12 protein-coding genes and 3 pseudogenes are annotated in these 11,720 nt (G+C 74.3%); 7 read left to right on the top strand and 8 right to left on the bottom strand.

What is annotated here, in order from left to right:
• Position 1 precedes the first annotated feature (1 nt).
• Genes MMR14E_RS04100 through MMR14E_RS04090 form a run of 3 tightly spaced genes read right to left on the bottom strand, consistent with a single transcriptional unit; the run spans position 2 to position 1,564 of the window.
• Positions 2-616, bottom strand: a complete 615-nt coding sequence (locus tag MMR14E_RS04100; protein ID WP_331312929.1) for a DsbE family thiol:disulfide interchange protein — start codon at positions 614-616, stop codon at positions 2-4.
• Positions 613-756 carry a heme exporter protein CcmD gene (gene ccmD, locus MMR14E_RS04095; protein ID WP_331312928.1) on the bottom strand — a complete coding sequence of 48 codons (144 nt, stop codon included), beginning with the start codon at positions 754-756 and terminating at the stop codon, positions 613-615. The genes MMR14E_RS04100 and ccmD overlap by 4 nt, the downstream gene beginning before the upstream one ends.
• A gap of 10 nt (positions 757-766) precedes the next feature.
• Entirely contained in the window at positions 767-1,564 is a 798-nt protein-coding gene (locus tag MMR14E_RS04090; RefSeq protein ID WP_331312927.1) for a heme ABC transporter permease, read from the bottom strand.
• Between the two features lie 404 nt (positions 1,565-1,968).
• Between MMR14E_RS04090 and MMR14E_RS04085 the strand changes: the two genes are divergently transcribed.
• Together MMR14E_RS04085 and MMR14E_RS04080 are read left to right on the top strand one after the other, a co-directional pair.
• Entirely contained in the window at positions 1,969-2,643 is a 675-nt protein-coding gene (locus tag MMR14E_RS04085) for a hypothetical protein (protein WP_056531636.1), read from the top strand.
• 29 nt (positions 2,644-2,672) lie between these two features.
• Positions 2,673-2,984, top strand: coding sequence for a hypothetical protein (locus MMR14E_RS04080; RefSeq protein ID WP_331312926.1), 312 nt, complete (start codon positions 2,673-2,675; stop codon positions 2,982-2,984).
• A gap of 9 nt (positions 2,985-2,993) precedes the next feature.
• On the opposite strand, the pseudogene MMR14E_RS04075 reads toward MMR14E_RS04080, so the two are convergent.
• Positions 2,994-3,780 (bottom strand): annotated as a pseudogene (locus MMR14E_RS04075) (tRNA1(Val) (adenine(37)-N6)-methyltransferase).
• Positions 3,777-4,001 (bottom strand): DUF2007 domain-containing protein, encoded by a 225-nt coding sequence (locus MMR14E_RS04070; RefSeq protein ID WP_331312925.1) that lies wholly within the window; start codon positions 3,999-4,001, stop codon positions 3,777-3,779. The pseudogene MMR14E_RS04075 and the gene MMR14E_RS04070 overlap by 4 nt, the downstream one beginning before the upstream one ends.
• Before the next feature lie 168 nt (positions 4,002-4,169).
• Here MMR14E_RS04070 and MMR14E_RS04065 point away from each other — a divergent pair, with 168 nt between their 5' ends.
• The gene (locus MMR14E_RS04065; protein ID WP_331312924.1) at positions 4,170-5,189 is read left to right on the top strand and encodes a polyprenyl synthetase family protein; all 1,020 of its coding nucleotides are present in this window, start codon (positions 4,170-4,172) and stop codon (positions 5,187-5,189) included.
• A 68-nt stretch (positions 5,190-5,257) separates the two neighbouring features.
• Here the strand turns inward: MMR14E_RS04065 and MMR14E_RS04060 are convergent, their stop codons facing one another.
• Positions 5,258-5,686, bottom strand: coding sequence for a helix-turn-helix domain-containing protein (locus tag MMR14E_RS04060; protein WP_331312923.1), 429 nt, complete (start codon positions 5,684-5,686; stop codon positions 5,258-5,260).
• A 134-nt stretch (positions 5,687-5,820) separates the two neighbouring features.
• Between MMR14E_RS04060 and MMR14E_RS04055 the strand changes: the two genes are divergently transcribed.
• On the top strand, positions 5,821-7,638 hold the full coding sequence (locus MMR14E_RS04055; protein ID WP_331312922.1) for a chloride channel protein: 1,818 nt from the start codon (positions 5,821-5,823) through the stop codon (positions 7,636-7,638).
• On the top strand, positions 7,635-8,114 hold the full coding sequence (locus MMR14E_RS04050) for a hypothetical protein (RefSeq protein ID WP_331312921.1): 480 nt from the start codon (positions 7,635-7,637) through the stop codon (positions 8,112-8,114). Before MMR14E_RS04055 ends, MMR14E_RS04050 begins: the two co-directional genes overlap by 4 nt.
• Positions 8,115-8,133: 19 nt before the next feature.
• On the opposite strand, the pseudogene MMR14E_RS04045 reads toward MMR14E_RS04050, so the two are convergent.
• Both MMR14E_RS04045 and MMR14E_RS04040 read right to left on the bottom strand, forming a co-directional pair.
• Positions 8,134-8,757 (bottom strand): annotated as a pseudogene (locus MMR14E_RS04045) (4-(cytidine 5'-diphospho)-2-C-methyl-D-erythritol kinase); the annotation flags it as partial.
• 1 nt (position 8,758) lies between these two features.
• Positions 8,759-8,935 (bottom strand): annotated as a pseudogene (locus MMR14E_RS04040) (molybdopterin molybdenumtransferase MoeA); the annotation flags it as partial.
• Positions 8,936-9,123: 188 nt separating this feature from the next.
• On the opposite strand from MMR14E_RS04040, the gene MMR14E_RS04035 reads away from it, so the two are divergent.
• Positions 9,124-10,266: an aminotransferase class V-fold PLP-dependent enzyme gene (locus MMR14E_RS04035; RefSeq protein WP_331312920.1), complete on the top strand. Its 1,143-nt coding sequence runs from the start codon at positions 9,124-9,126 to the stop codon at positions 10,264-10,266.
• Positions 10,267-10,392: 126 nt separating this feature from the next.
• Entirely contained in the window at positions 10,393-11,709 is a 1,317-nt protein-coding gene (locus MMR14E_RS04030) for a hypothetical protein (protein ID WP_331312919.1), read from the top strand.
• Positions 11,710-11,720: the final 11 nt, after the last annotated feature.

Raw genomic sequence — 11,720 nt, 5'->3', positions numbered from 1 at the left:
CCTACTGCGCCGCGGCCACCTTCCCGGCGGCGCGGATCCGCGCGAGCACGCTGGAGAAATTCTCCGGCGTGAGGATGCCGACCAGCTTGTCGCGGATCACGCCGTCCGGCCCGATGATGAAGGTCTCGGGCACGCCGTAGACGCCGAAATCGATCGCCGCGCGGCCGCCGGCATCGGCTCCCACGGCGCTGAACGGCACGCCGTGCCGGCTCAGGAAGCGCTGGCCGGCCTCGGGGTTCGGCTCCTTGTAGTCGATCCCCACGAGCCGGATGCCGGGCTCCTTCGCCAGACGCATCAGCATCGGGTGCTCCACCTGGCAGGGCGCGCACCACGAGGCGAAGACGTTGAGCACCGTGATCTGGCCCTTGAGGTCCGCGCTCGACAGGCCGGGCACCGGCGCGCCGTCGGCGGTCAGCCCCGGCACGGCGGGCAGGTCGAAGCGCGGGACCGGCTTGCCGATCATCGCGGAAGGGAGCGCGGCCGGGTCGGCGCCGGAGCGCAGGCGCAGGAACAGCACGGCGGCGAGCGCCGCGAAGACGAGCGCCGGCAGGATCAGCAGCAGCGAGCGGCGGACCGGCGGTGTCCGGCCGGCAGCGTCGTCGAGGGGCGCGCTCATCGCCGGTCCTCGCCGAAGCCCTTGAGGGCGCGCCGCTGCGCCCGGCGGTCGCGCAGGGCGTTGCCCACGAGGGCGACCATCACCGCCGCCGTGAACGCGTAGGCGGCCAGGATGAAGCCGCCGTGAGACCCGAGATCCATCGCGGTCCTCCTAGACCGGCTGCCCGACCGGCATCGCGGCCGGTGTCGGGGTGAGGCGCGGCTGGGCACGGTCGAGGCGCTCGGCCTCGCGGATCGTCAGCGTCCGCACCCGACGGCGCATGATCTCGGTGCGCATCGCGTAGAGGTGTAGCGTCATCCCGCCGAGGGTCGCGGCGCCGATCATGACCAGCAGCGGGTGGAGCATCGAGGGGTCGATGGTCGAGCCGCCCATGCGCAGGATCGAGGCTGGCTGGTGGAGGGTCGACCACCAGTTCACCGAGAACTTGATGATCGGCAGGTTCACGGCGCCGACCAGCGTCAGGATCGCCACCGCGCGGGCGGCGCGGTTCGGATCCTCCAGGGTCCGCCACAGGGCGATGATGCCGCAGTAGATCAGCAGCAGGATCAGCATGGAGGTGAGGCGCGCGTCCCAGACCCAGTAGGTGCCCCACATGGGCTTGCCCCACAGCGACCCGGTCACCAGGCAGATCAGCGTGAAGGCGGCGCCGATCGGCGCGGCCGCCCGCTGGGCGACGTCGGCGAGCGGGTGGCGCCAGACCAGGGTGCCGATCGCCGACACGCTCATCGCGCCGTAGAAGAACACGCCGAGCCACGCCGCCGGCACGTGGATGTACATGATCCGCACGGTCTCGCCCTGCTGGTAGTCGGGCGGCACCACGAAGAAGGTCTGGTACAGGCCGACGGCCAGCGTGCCGAGCGACAGGGCCGTCAGCCACGGCACGAGCGCCCCCGACCACCGCATGAAGTGGCTGGGATTCGACAGGCGGGTCCAGAGGGAAGGCGTCATCGCGGCAGCTGTCTCGGACATCGTCAGGGCGGTCTAGCCCAGGGTGCGGTGCAGCAACAATGCGGGCTGGCGGCGCAGGCGGCGGGGGCGCCGGAACGGGATCGTGCGCCGGGCTGGAACCCGACACGGCGTCGGATCCGACGCGCTGCTGTGGACTGCGCCGACAACCGGCCGTCTTCCTGAGACGTCCGCGACGCGCCTCCTCTCCCGTGCGGAAGGGGGGGGCCGCGCCGCGCCCGCACGCGTCCGACGATGACGCACCTCCGGAGCCGCAGGTTCTCACCCCTGAACCTTGCGCATCGCGGGCGGATTGCGCATATAGGTGTGAACAAAAAGAGAACGAAAGAGCGTCCCCGATAATAGCTGTGGACGACGCGACCTCATCCTCTCGGAACGAGCGCCCCATGCGAACCGCCGACAAGCAGATCGCCGACATCCTCGTCCGCTACGGCGAACCCTTCGGGGGCAATGTCTGGCGCGTCCAGGGGACCGCCGTCATCTACCACAAGACCCTGGAGCGCATCGCCGCCCAGGCCGGCATCGTGTTCGAGCCGCCGACCGTCATCCGGGCCGAGCGCGACGAGGCCGTGATCCTGGTGACCGGCCGCCTGCCCGGCGCGAAGCCCGGCACCGAGCGGGTCGAGTGGTCCATGGGCGAGGCGCTGGTCAACGTGAACTACCGCGTCTCGGGCAAGCAGGCGGCCTACGTCTACGCCATGGCCGAGAAGCGCGGGAAGGACCGCGTCATCCTCAAGCTCATCGAGCTGCACGGCCTCGTCTACTCGGAGGAAGAGGCCGACGAGTTCCGGGCCCACCAAGTCCCGGTCCGGGCCGTCGACGAGGATTTCGAGGAGGCGCCCGCCTTCGACGAGGTCACCGAGGCCGAGGGCGACCTCAAGCGCCGCATCGACGAGGCCGAGACCATCAACGCGGTCACCGACCTGATGCTGGACGGCGCCACCCAGGCCGTCCTGGCGACGATGCCGCCCGGCACCCGCGACGAGGTGCGCGACTACGCCAAGGCCCGCCTCGTAGCGCTCGGATGGCCGAAGCGCGCCGGACGCCGCAGCGCCGCCTGATCCCGCTCACCCCACCGAAGGAGACCGCCATGCATCGCGCGACGAGCCGCCGCACCATGAAGGCCCGCCGGGACTCCCACCGCGGCTGGAGCATCGAGACCCTGTCGTACAGCCCGACGCGGATCGTCCGCCTCGGCGCCGAGAAGGTCGCGATCCTGTTCCCCCCGGTCGAGCCCGGCGCGGCCTGGCAGCTCTACCCGCATCCCGACACGTTCCCGGGGCTCAACTTCGAGGGGCTGCCCGAGCCGCTGCGCCCCGAATTCCTCGCCTTCCCGGACCTTCCGGAGGTCGAGCGGTTCCTGGGGATCCGCGACGCCGCGCCGGCCGCCCTCGCGGCGTGACATGGGCTCTCAGGGCGCCGGCCACGGCGCGCCGCGATGGAGCGCTCCGGCCTCGTCGGTGAAGGCGCCGTCGGGGCCGTGCAGGATCAGGGGCGGCAGCAGGCTCGGCACCGCGCGGCTGCCGCGGGTCGCCGCGATCAGCACGCGGATCGCGGGCACGTCGCCGCGGGGATGGACCGGGCGGATCGTCAACCCACCGTAGCGGCCCTCCAGGGCGTCGAGGCAGGCCGGGAGGGCGTCCGCCCGGTGGATGAGGCCGAGCTGGCCGCCGGGCCGCAGGATCGCCGTGCAGGCGCGGATCCAGGCGTCGAGATCGCCGCCCGCGAAGGTGTGGGCGGCCGCGCGGCCCGGATGCGGCGAGGCGCGGTGGCCACCGGCGGCGAAGAATGGCGGGTTGGTCAGCACCACGTCGAAACTGTCCGGACGCAGACCGGCGGCGCGGCGTTCCGCCGCGGGGGCCAGCATGTCGGCGACCACGATCTGCGCTTCGATGCCGTTGAGGGCCGCGTTGGCGCGGGCCAGCCCGGCGAGCGTCGAGTCGCGCTCGATCAGGGTCGGTCGGAGGCCCGGCACCAGGGCCGCGCAGGCGAGGCCGACGGCGCCGNGCCGCGCAGGCGAGGCCGACGGCGCCGGTCCCGGCGCCGACGTCGCAGAGCCGGTCCCCGGCCCGCGGCGTGAGCAGCCGCGCGAGCAGCACCGCGTCGGTCCCGGCGCGGTGTGCTCCCCGCGGCGGCTGGTGCAGGCGCAGGCGGCCGCCCAGGAAGCGATCGGCGCCGCCGTCGGCCTCGGCCGTCACGGCTGGCGCAACTCGTGGGCGATGCCGGCATCCGTCAGCAGGCGGCGGGCCTGCGCCTCGCGGTCGCGCGGCACGAGGAGGCGCTGGCCGAAGACGCCGATCGACCCCTCCATCAGGCTCATGTGGCTGTCGGCCACGAGGACCGGGATCTCGGCCGCCTCGAGGATCGAGCGGGCGAACCCGATCAGAACGACGTCGTTGGCTCGGATCAGCTCGATCATCGCTGCTGGACTCCGGAACGGGCGGGGATCGGCGGTTTCGTCGCGCGAGATCCGCGCTGGCGACACCCCATATCCGGTCGGCGACGATGTTGCGGCGCCGCGGGGCGCGTGCGAAGGGATCGCCCGCCCCCTGCGGGGCGACCGGTCTGGAGGTCACGGATCTTGGGTATGGCCCTCTCCATCGAGAATCCGAAGCCCGAGGCGGAGGCGGGGCTCAACGACCTCGTCGCGCTGGTGGCCGACGGCATGGCGCGGGTCAACACCACGATCCTGTCGCGGACGGGATCGGACGTGGCGATGATCCCCGAGGTCGCCAACCACCTGATCGCCTCCGGCGGCAAGCGCCTGCGCCCGATCCTGACCCTGGCCTGCGCCCAGCTCTGCGGCTACGCGGGCGCCACCGACGGCGACGTGAAGCTCGCCGCCAGCGTCGAGTTCATGCACACGGCGACGCTCCTCCACGACGACGTGGTCGACGAGAGCGACATGCGCCGCGGCCGCGTCGCAGCCCGGATCAAGTGGGGCAACGAGGCCTCCGTGCTGGTCGGCGACTTCCTGCTCGGCCAGGCCTTCCGGATGATGGTGGAGGTCGGCTCGCTGCGGGCGCTCGACATTCTCTCGGCCGCCGCGACGGTGATCGCCGAGGGCGAGGTGATGCAGCTCACCAACGCCAAGAACCTGGAGACCGACGAGGCCGCCTACCTCGCGGTGATCCGCGGCAAGACCGCCGAGCTGTTCGCCGCCGCCTGCGAGGTCGGGCCGGTGCTCGCCGGCCGGCCCGAGGCCGAGCAGGCCGCCGCCCGGTCCTACGGGATGAATCTCGGCGTCGCCTTCCAGTTGATCGACGACGTCCTCGATTACGGCGGCACCTCGGCCGAACTCGGCAAGAACGTCGGCGACGATTTCCGCGAGGGCAAGATCACCCTGCCGATCGTGCTGGCCTATCGCCGGGCCAGCGAGGGCGAGCGCGGCTTCTGGCGTCGCACCCTCCAGCAGGGCGAGATCGGCGAGACCGACCTGGAGACCGCCCTCGACCTCCTGCAGCGCCACGGCGCCCTGGAGGAGACTGTGGCCCGCGCCCACCATTACGGAGCCGAGGCCAGGGCCGCCCTCGCCATCTTCCCGGACGGGCCCGTCAAGGCGGCGCTCCTCGGGGCCGTGGAGTTCTGCGTGGCGCGGGCGCGCTGAGGGCGAGCGCTCTCGGCTCCCGCGTCGACGGCCATCGACCTCCGCCGGCTTGACGGCTCGCGTCGGCCTCAGCGCGCCGCGGGCCCGAGGGCCTCGGCGAGGGCGGGGGCGAGGTCGCGCAGCTCCGCGAGATGCGCGTCCGTCAGGGTGCGCAGCAGCGCCTCGGCGCGCGGCGTCAGCGACAGCTCGCTCCGCCGCCTGTCCTCGACGGCGCGCGTCTTGGTCAGCAGGCCGGCCTCCACCATGCGGGACACCAGCTCGGCGGCGCTGTGGGGCGCGATCAGCAGCTGCTCGGCCAGCAGGCCGACCGTGGCCGGCGCGCGCCCGGCATGGCCCGCCAGCGTCAGCAGGGCCTGATGCTGCTGCGGCGGCAGCCCCGCCCGGGCCGCCGCGGCCTCGCTGAACGCCAGGAAGCGGCGGAGCCGGAAGCGGAAATCCGCCAGCGCCGCGTACTGCTCCCGCGACAGCGCCGCCGGTCCGGGGGCATCGGCCTCCATGATCGCCTCCGTGGTGAGTCTCTCGAGCCGTCGACGCCGCGTCGTATCGAGAGTCCCGCCCCGGCCGCAACGGCCGGGCCGTTGTCAAATATATCGGACTACGACATAAATCGTCTCGAGGAAGGGAGACCTCGATGAGCGGCGAGACGGAGAGCGGGCGCGGGGAGGAGAGGCCGCCGCGCCGGGCGCTGGGGGATTTCAGCGCGGACCGGCGGGTCCTGACGCTGGCCGGCCTGGCCATCGTCACCGGGACGGCCGCGAGCGGCACCGCCTGGGTCCTGCTCACGCTGATCGGCCTCGTGACCAATCTCGCGTGGTACGGCCGGCTCGACACCGCCTTGACCACCCTGGCCGACGCCGCGCCCGGGCCCAGGATGGTGGCGATCCCGGTGATCGGGGCGCTGATCGTCGGCGCCATGGCGCGCTACGGCTCGGAGAAGATCCGCGGCCACGGGATCCCGGAGGCGATGGAGGCGATCCTGATCGGCGGCAGCCGGATGTCGCCCAAGGTCGCCGTGCTCAAGCCGCTCTCCTCGGCAGTGGCGATCGGCACCGGCGGCCCGTTCGGGGCGGAGGGACCGATCATCGTGACGGGCGGCGCGGTCGGCTCGCTCTTCGCCCAGTTCTTCCATCTGAGCGCAGCCGAGCGGAAGACCCTGCTGGTGGCGGGCGCGGCGGCCGGCATGACCGCGATCTTCGGGACGCCCGTGGCGGCCGTGCTGCTGGCCGTCGAGGTCCTGCTGTTCGAGTGGCGGCCGCGGAGCCTCGTTCCGGTAACCGTCGGGGCGGTCACGGCGGCCTGCTGGCGGCCGGCCCTGTTCGGCGCCGGCCCGCTCTTCCCCTTCGCCGACAACCCGGTGCTGCCCTGGTGGGGGCTGCCGGCCTGCGCGCTGCTCGGCGTCGCCTGCGGCCTGATCTCGGGCGCGTTGAGCCGGGCGCTCTACGCGCTGGAGGACGGCTTCGGGCGGCTTCCCCTGCACTGGATGTGGTGGCCCGCCCTCGGCGCAGTTGTGGTCGGGCTGGGCGGCCTCGTGGAGCCCCGGGCGCTCGGCGTCGGCTACGACGTCATCCACGACCTGCTCTCCGGCCACATGCCGGTGAGCGCCGTGGCGCTGATCCTGGTGGTGAAGGCGGTGATCTGGCTCGCCGCCCTGTCGTCGGGCACGTCCGGCGGCGTGCTCGCGCCGCTGCTGATCCTCGGCGGCGCCGTCGGCTGGCTGATCGGCCTCCTGCTGCCCGGCGCCCACGGCTTCTGGGCCCTCGTCGGCATGGCGGCGATGCTCGGCGGCGCCCTGCCGGCGCCGCTGACCGGCGTCGTCTTCGCCGTCGAGGTGACCGGCGACGTCGCCGCCCTGGCGCCGCTGCTCGCGGCCACCATGGCGGCCTACGCGGTGACCGTGCTCCTCCTCAAGCGCTCGATCCTGACCGAGAAGATCGCCCGGCGCGGGCAGCACGTGACCCGGGAATACGGGATCGACCCCTACGACCTCGCCCGGGTCGAGGCGGTGATGACCCGCGCGGTCGAGACCCTGGACGAGGGCCTGCCCCTCGCCGAGGCCCTCGCGGCGATCGAGACCGGCGCCCACCACGCCTACCCGGTGATCGACGGCGCGGGCCGGCCCGTGGGCCTCGTCTCGCGCAGCGACGCCCTGCGCTGGACCCTGGAGGAGCGCGACGGCGAAGTCGCGGACGGCACCCTCGGCGAGCGCGTCTCGGACGCCGATCTCGCCGTCGTCCATCCGGGCGACGTGGTCTCGCACGCCCTCGACGTGATGCTCTCGGCCGGGCAGGGGCGCCTGCCGGTCACCGATCCGCGCACCGGCGGCCTCGTCGGGCTGCTGACGCGCAAGGACCTGCTCCAGGTGCGCGCCGCCGTGGTGCGGGCCGAAGCCGAGCGCCGCGCGTACTACCGGAAGGGGCGGGGTGAGCGGCGCGCACGGATGGACGCATGACCCTGGGTCCGCACCTTCCCGGCCGGGCCGCCCGCCTCGATCGGCTCGCGCCGGGCAGCTGCTACCTGATCGCCGGCGCGGCCGGGCCGGACCTCGCCCTCGCGGTCCTGCGCGAGGGTCGTCGGGAGGCCCTGCTGCTGAACCGCCGTCACGCCGTCGACGGCCACCTGCCGGTCGTGTCCGAGATCACCCCGGAGGCCGACGTGCTGGCGCTGCGGGGCGCCGTCCTGGCGCCGAGCGGCGCCCTCGCCGACATCGCCTCCGGCCTCACCGCCACGCCGGCCGCGCTCCACCTGGGCGACGGCAGCGCGTATCTGCGCGGACGCGACCGGGACGGCCGGCTCGCGACCTTCGAGGTCGGGAGCGGTCGGTCCAGCGCGATCGATCCCGGCGACCTGCCGCGGGCGCGCCGCTGGCGCGTGATGGTGCCGGAGGCGGGCGGCGTCGTGGCGGTCTACGAGGCGGGGCCCGACTGAGCGCCGCCCGCGGGCCGGCTCAGCGCAGGAAGGTCGACGCCACCCACCATCCCGGATGGGCGGCGCGCAGGGAAGCGGCGGCCCGGACGGCCGCGCGCCGGTCGGCGAACAGCGCGAACACGGTCGCGCCGGAGCCCGACATCCGGGCGAGGCGGCAGCCCTGGGCGCGGAGCGCAGCGAGCGCATCGCCGATCACCGGCGCCACGGTCAGGGCCGGGGCTTCCAGATCGTTGCGGGCCCCGGCCAGGGCCTGGAGCAGCGGGTCGGTGGCCGCGGCCCGCGGGATCGTCGGATGCGGCGCGCCCGCGAGATCCTGGCCGACGCTCAGGCCCAGCGCCTTGAAGACCGGGGCGGTGGGCACCGGAACGCCGGGATTGATCAGCACCGCCGGCAGCGGTTCGAGCCCGAGGGCCGGACCGATGGCCTCGCCCGCGCCGCGCATCATCCGGGCCCGCGGGTCGAGGCAGACCGGCACGTCGGCACCCGTCTCCCGCGCCACCGCGCCGACGGCCTCGTGGTCGAGTGGCAGCCCGTTGAGGCGCGCCAGCAGGCGCAGGGCCGCGGCGGCGTCCGAGGAGCCGCCGCCGATCCCCGCCGCGACCGGCAGGCGCTTCACCAAGTGGAAGGCACCCGCGCGCAGGCCCGNCGGCGCGCAGGGCGTAGCCGTCCACCGCGGCGTTGTCGAAGGGCGGCAGGTCGAGGGGCGCGACCACATCGTCCGCGAGGACCCGGCCGTCCGCCTCCGCGAGCGCGACCGTCTCGGTGCCGGACAGGACCGGGAGTCGCGCCCGGATCAGCGCCACCGCGTCGGCGACCCGCATCGGCGCGGGGGCGGCGTCGAAGCAGTCGGGGCTCAGGCGGCCCATGGCGCTGCCGGATCGGACTGGGGCGAGCGGGTCGGCACGGGCGGCCTCGCGGAGTGTGACGCGCCGACTTGCGGCATCGGCGCCGCGCGATCAAGCCCGGGCCGTAGTCCTGGCGGATCCGATCCTCTAGGCTCCCGGGCATCATGGCGTTCACCGAATCCGTCGCCGCGGCGCTGCCGTGCCAGCGCCACCTCTTCGAGATGCCCGCCGACGTCTGCTACCTCGACGCCGCCGCGTGGTCGCCGCTGCCGCGGGCCGTGCGCGCGGCGGGCGAGGCGGGGATCCTGGTGAAGAGCCGTCCCTGGGACCATCCGCGCACGGCGGTGCCGGCCTGGGCCGAGCGGGCGCGCGCTGCGGCCGCCCGGCTGATCGGAGCGGGCGCGGACGAGATCGCGATCGTCGGCGCGGTCAGCCATGCCATGGCGGTGGCCGCCCGCAACCTGAGCCTCGGGCCTGGTGGGCGCCTGCTCCGCGTGGCCGACGAGTTCCCGTCCCTGCGCTTCGCCTTCGACCGGCTGGCCGACCGGCAGGGTCTGGTGGTGGAGGAGGTCCCGCGCCCCTCGGACGGCGACTGGACCGCGGCGGTCGCGGCCGCGATCGCCCGTCCGGGTGCGCCGCCGCTCGCCCTCGCTACCCTGACCCCGCTGCACTGGACCGACGGCGGCCTGATCGACCTCGATCGGCTCGCCCCCATGGTCCACGCCGCCGGCGCGGCCCTGGTGATCGACGCCACGCAGGCCGCGGGCGCCGTGCCGGTCGACGTCGCCCGGTGGCGCCCGGATTTCCTGGCCTTCCCCACCTACAAATGGGCCCTCGGACCCTACGGTCTCGCCTTCCTGTACGCCGCGCCGCACCGGCAGGACGGTGCGGCCATCGAGGAGAATATCGGGAACCGGCCGCCGGCCGTCGGCGCGCGCCGCTACGACCGGGGCGAGCTCAACGATCCGGTCGCGCTGTTCATGGCGGTGACCGGGCTGGAGCAGATCGCCGCGTGGGGCGTGCCGGCGGTCGCCGCCGGGCTGCGGGGGCTGACGGACCGTTTGGCGGACGGGGCCGCCGACCTCGGCCTCACGCCGATGCCGCGTTCCCTGCGGGCGCCCCACGTCCTGGGTCTGCGGCCGCCCGCGGGCCTGCCGACGGGCCTGGTCGATCGCCTGCAGCGGGACCGGGTCTACGTGAGCGAGCGTTCCGGCGCCCTGCGCATCAGCCCGCACGTGTGGACGGACGGGGACGACCTCGCGCGCTGCCTTGCCGCACTGTCCGAGGCCGTCCGGGGGATCACCTGAGACCGTCCGGAAACGGACGCTCCGGCATGCGTGCCGGGCCGGAGGAACGAGAATGCTGCGCCGCCGGCCGGTTCCCGGCGCCGGTGAACAGGCACGGCGCGCCCACACGGAGACCGTCCCCCCCACATGACCGACTCGATGCCGCGTTCCGGCGATCGGCTCTTGGGCGCCGGCCGCCTCCGTCTGCCCGGACCGATCCGCGCGATCTTCTCGGGGCGGTTCGCCGTGATCCTGTCGGGCGAGCTGACCCAGAGCCTGTTCCACTTCCTCCTCAACATCCTGCTGGTGCGCGCGCTCGGCGCGCACGATTACGGCGTGTTCGCCATCGTTTTCGCGGTCGGGGCCGTCGGCATCACCTACATCCGGGCCCTGGTGGCGGTCCCGGCGACGATCCACGTCGCCCGGAGCCTGGGGCGGCCGGCGGCGCTCGGCTACGACGTGATGTTCGGCTCGGGCGCGGTGCTGGTCTCCGGCCTCATGGCGGCCGGCGTCGGCGTCGCCCTGATCCCGGTGATCGGCCTCGGCGCCCTCGCGGCCGGCGCCTTCGTGGGCCTCTACGCCTTCCGCAGCTACCTGCGGATCGTGCTCCTCGCCCGCGGCCGGCCCCGGATCGCCGGCCTGAGCGATCTCGTCTACGCGGTCTGCGGCGGTCTCCTCGTCGCGCGCTGGCTGACCGGCGAGGGCACGGCCCTTCTCGACCGGGCCTTCGCGGCGATCGCGCTCGCCCACGCGGTCGCGATCGCCGTGGCCTACGCGGCGCTGCGCGAGCGGATCCGCTTCGCGCTTCACGCGCGGGCGCGCGCCCGCTACCGGGCGATCTGGCGGACCCTGGCGTGGTCGCTCGCCGGCGTCACCAGCCTGACGGTCCAGGGACAGGGCCTGACCCTGCTGCTGGCGCTCCTGGCCGGACCCGCCGCCTACGCGCCGATCGCCGCCACGATCGTGCTCTACGCGCCGCTGCGCATCCCGGCGAGCGCGCTGCTCAACATGATACTGCCGGAGATCAGCCGGCTGCTCGCGGCCGGGCAGGTGGACGCCGCCCGCCGGCTCGTCGTCCGCAACGGGATCCTCCTCGGCGGCGGCTGCCTCGCCTACGGGGCGGTGATGGCGGCCGTCTTGCCGCTGGTCGAGGACATCCTGTTCAAGGGCCGGTTCGCCGCGCAGCCGATGGGCTGGATCGGGCTCGGCGTCTGGGCGGTGGTGACTGTGTCGCTGCTCTACGCGATCCCGCGCGCCTATCTCGAGGCCTCGGCGGCGTTCCGGACCATCACGGCGGGGGCGGTGGCGAGCGCCGCCCTCGGGATGGCCGTGATGGTGCCGGCGCTGCTGCTGCTGCTGCCGCCCGCCACCGCGCTCCTGGGCCTGCTGGCCTCCGAGATCGCGACGCTGGTCTGGTCGGTCTCGGCGTTCCGGACCCTGGCACGGCCCCTCGGCGCCCGGTGACCGGAGCGCCC

The organism is Methylobacterium mesophilicum (assembly GCF_036441335.1).
Classification (GTDB): domain Bacteria; phylum Pseudomonadota; class Alphaproteobacteria; order Rhizobiales; family Beijerinckiaceae; genus Methylobacterium; species Methylobacterium mesophilicum_B.
This window is presented reverse-complemented; position numbering and strand designations above follow the sequence as displayed.

Coding starts and splice junctions, on each gene's coding strand:
- MMR14E_RS04085 (WP_056531636.1), top strand. CDS start 1,969: ATGCGAACCGCCGACAAGCAGATCGCCGACATCCTCGTCCGCTACGGC.
- MMR14E_RS04035 (WP_331312920.1), top strand. CDS start 9,124: ATGGCGTTCACCGAATCCGTCGCCGCGGCGCTGCCGTGCCAGCGCCAC.
- MMR14E_RS04030 (WP_331312919.1), top strand. CDS start 10,393: ATGACCGACTCGATGCCGCGTTCCGGCGATCGGCTCTTGGGCGCCGGC.
- MMR14E_RS04060 (WP_331312923.1), bottom strand. CDS start 5,686: ATGGAGGCCGATGCCCCCGGACCGGCGGCGCTGTCGCGGGAGCAGTAC.
- ccmD (WP_331312928.1), bottom strand. CDS start 756: ATGGATCTCGGGTCTCACGGCGGCTTCATCCTGGCCGCCTACGCGTTC.
- MMR14E_RS04065 (WP_331312924.1), top strand. CDS start 4,170: ATGGCCCTCTCCATCGAGAATCCGAAGCCCGAGGCGGAGGCGGGGCTC.
- MMR14E_RS04100 (WP_331312929.1), bottom strand. CDS start 616: ATGAGCGCGCCCCTCGACGACGCTGCCGGCCGGACACCGCCGGTCCGC.
- MMR14E_RS04050 (WP_331312921.1), top strand. CDS start 7,635: ATGACCCTGGGTCCGCACCTTCCCGGCCGGGCCGCCCGCCTCGATCGG.
- MMR14E_RS04080 (WP_331312926.1), top strand. CDS start 2,673: ATGCATCGCGCGACGAGCCGCCGCACCATGAAGGCCCGCCGGGACTCC.
- MMR14E_RS04055 (WP_331312922.1), top strand. CDS start 5,821: ATGAGCGGCGAGACGGAGAGCGGGCGCGGGGAGGAGAGGCCGCCGCGC.
- MMR14E_RS04090 (WP_331312927.1), bottom strand. CDS start 1,564: ATGACGCCTTCCCTCTGGACCCGCCTGTCGAATCCCAGCCACTTCATG.
- MMR14E_RS04070 (WP_331312925.1), bottom strand. CDS start 4,001: ATGATCGAGCTGATCCGAGCCAACGACGTCGTTCTGATCGGGTTCGCC.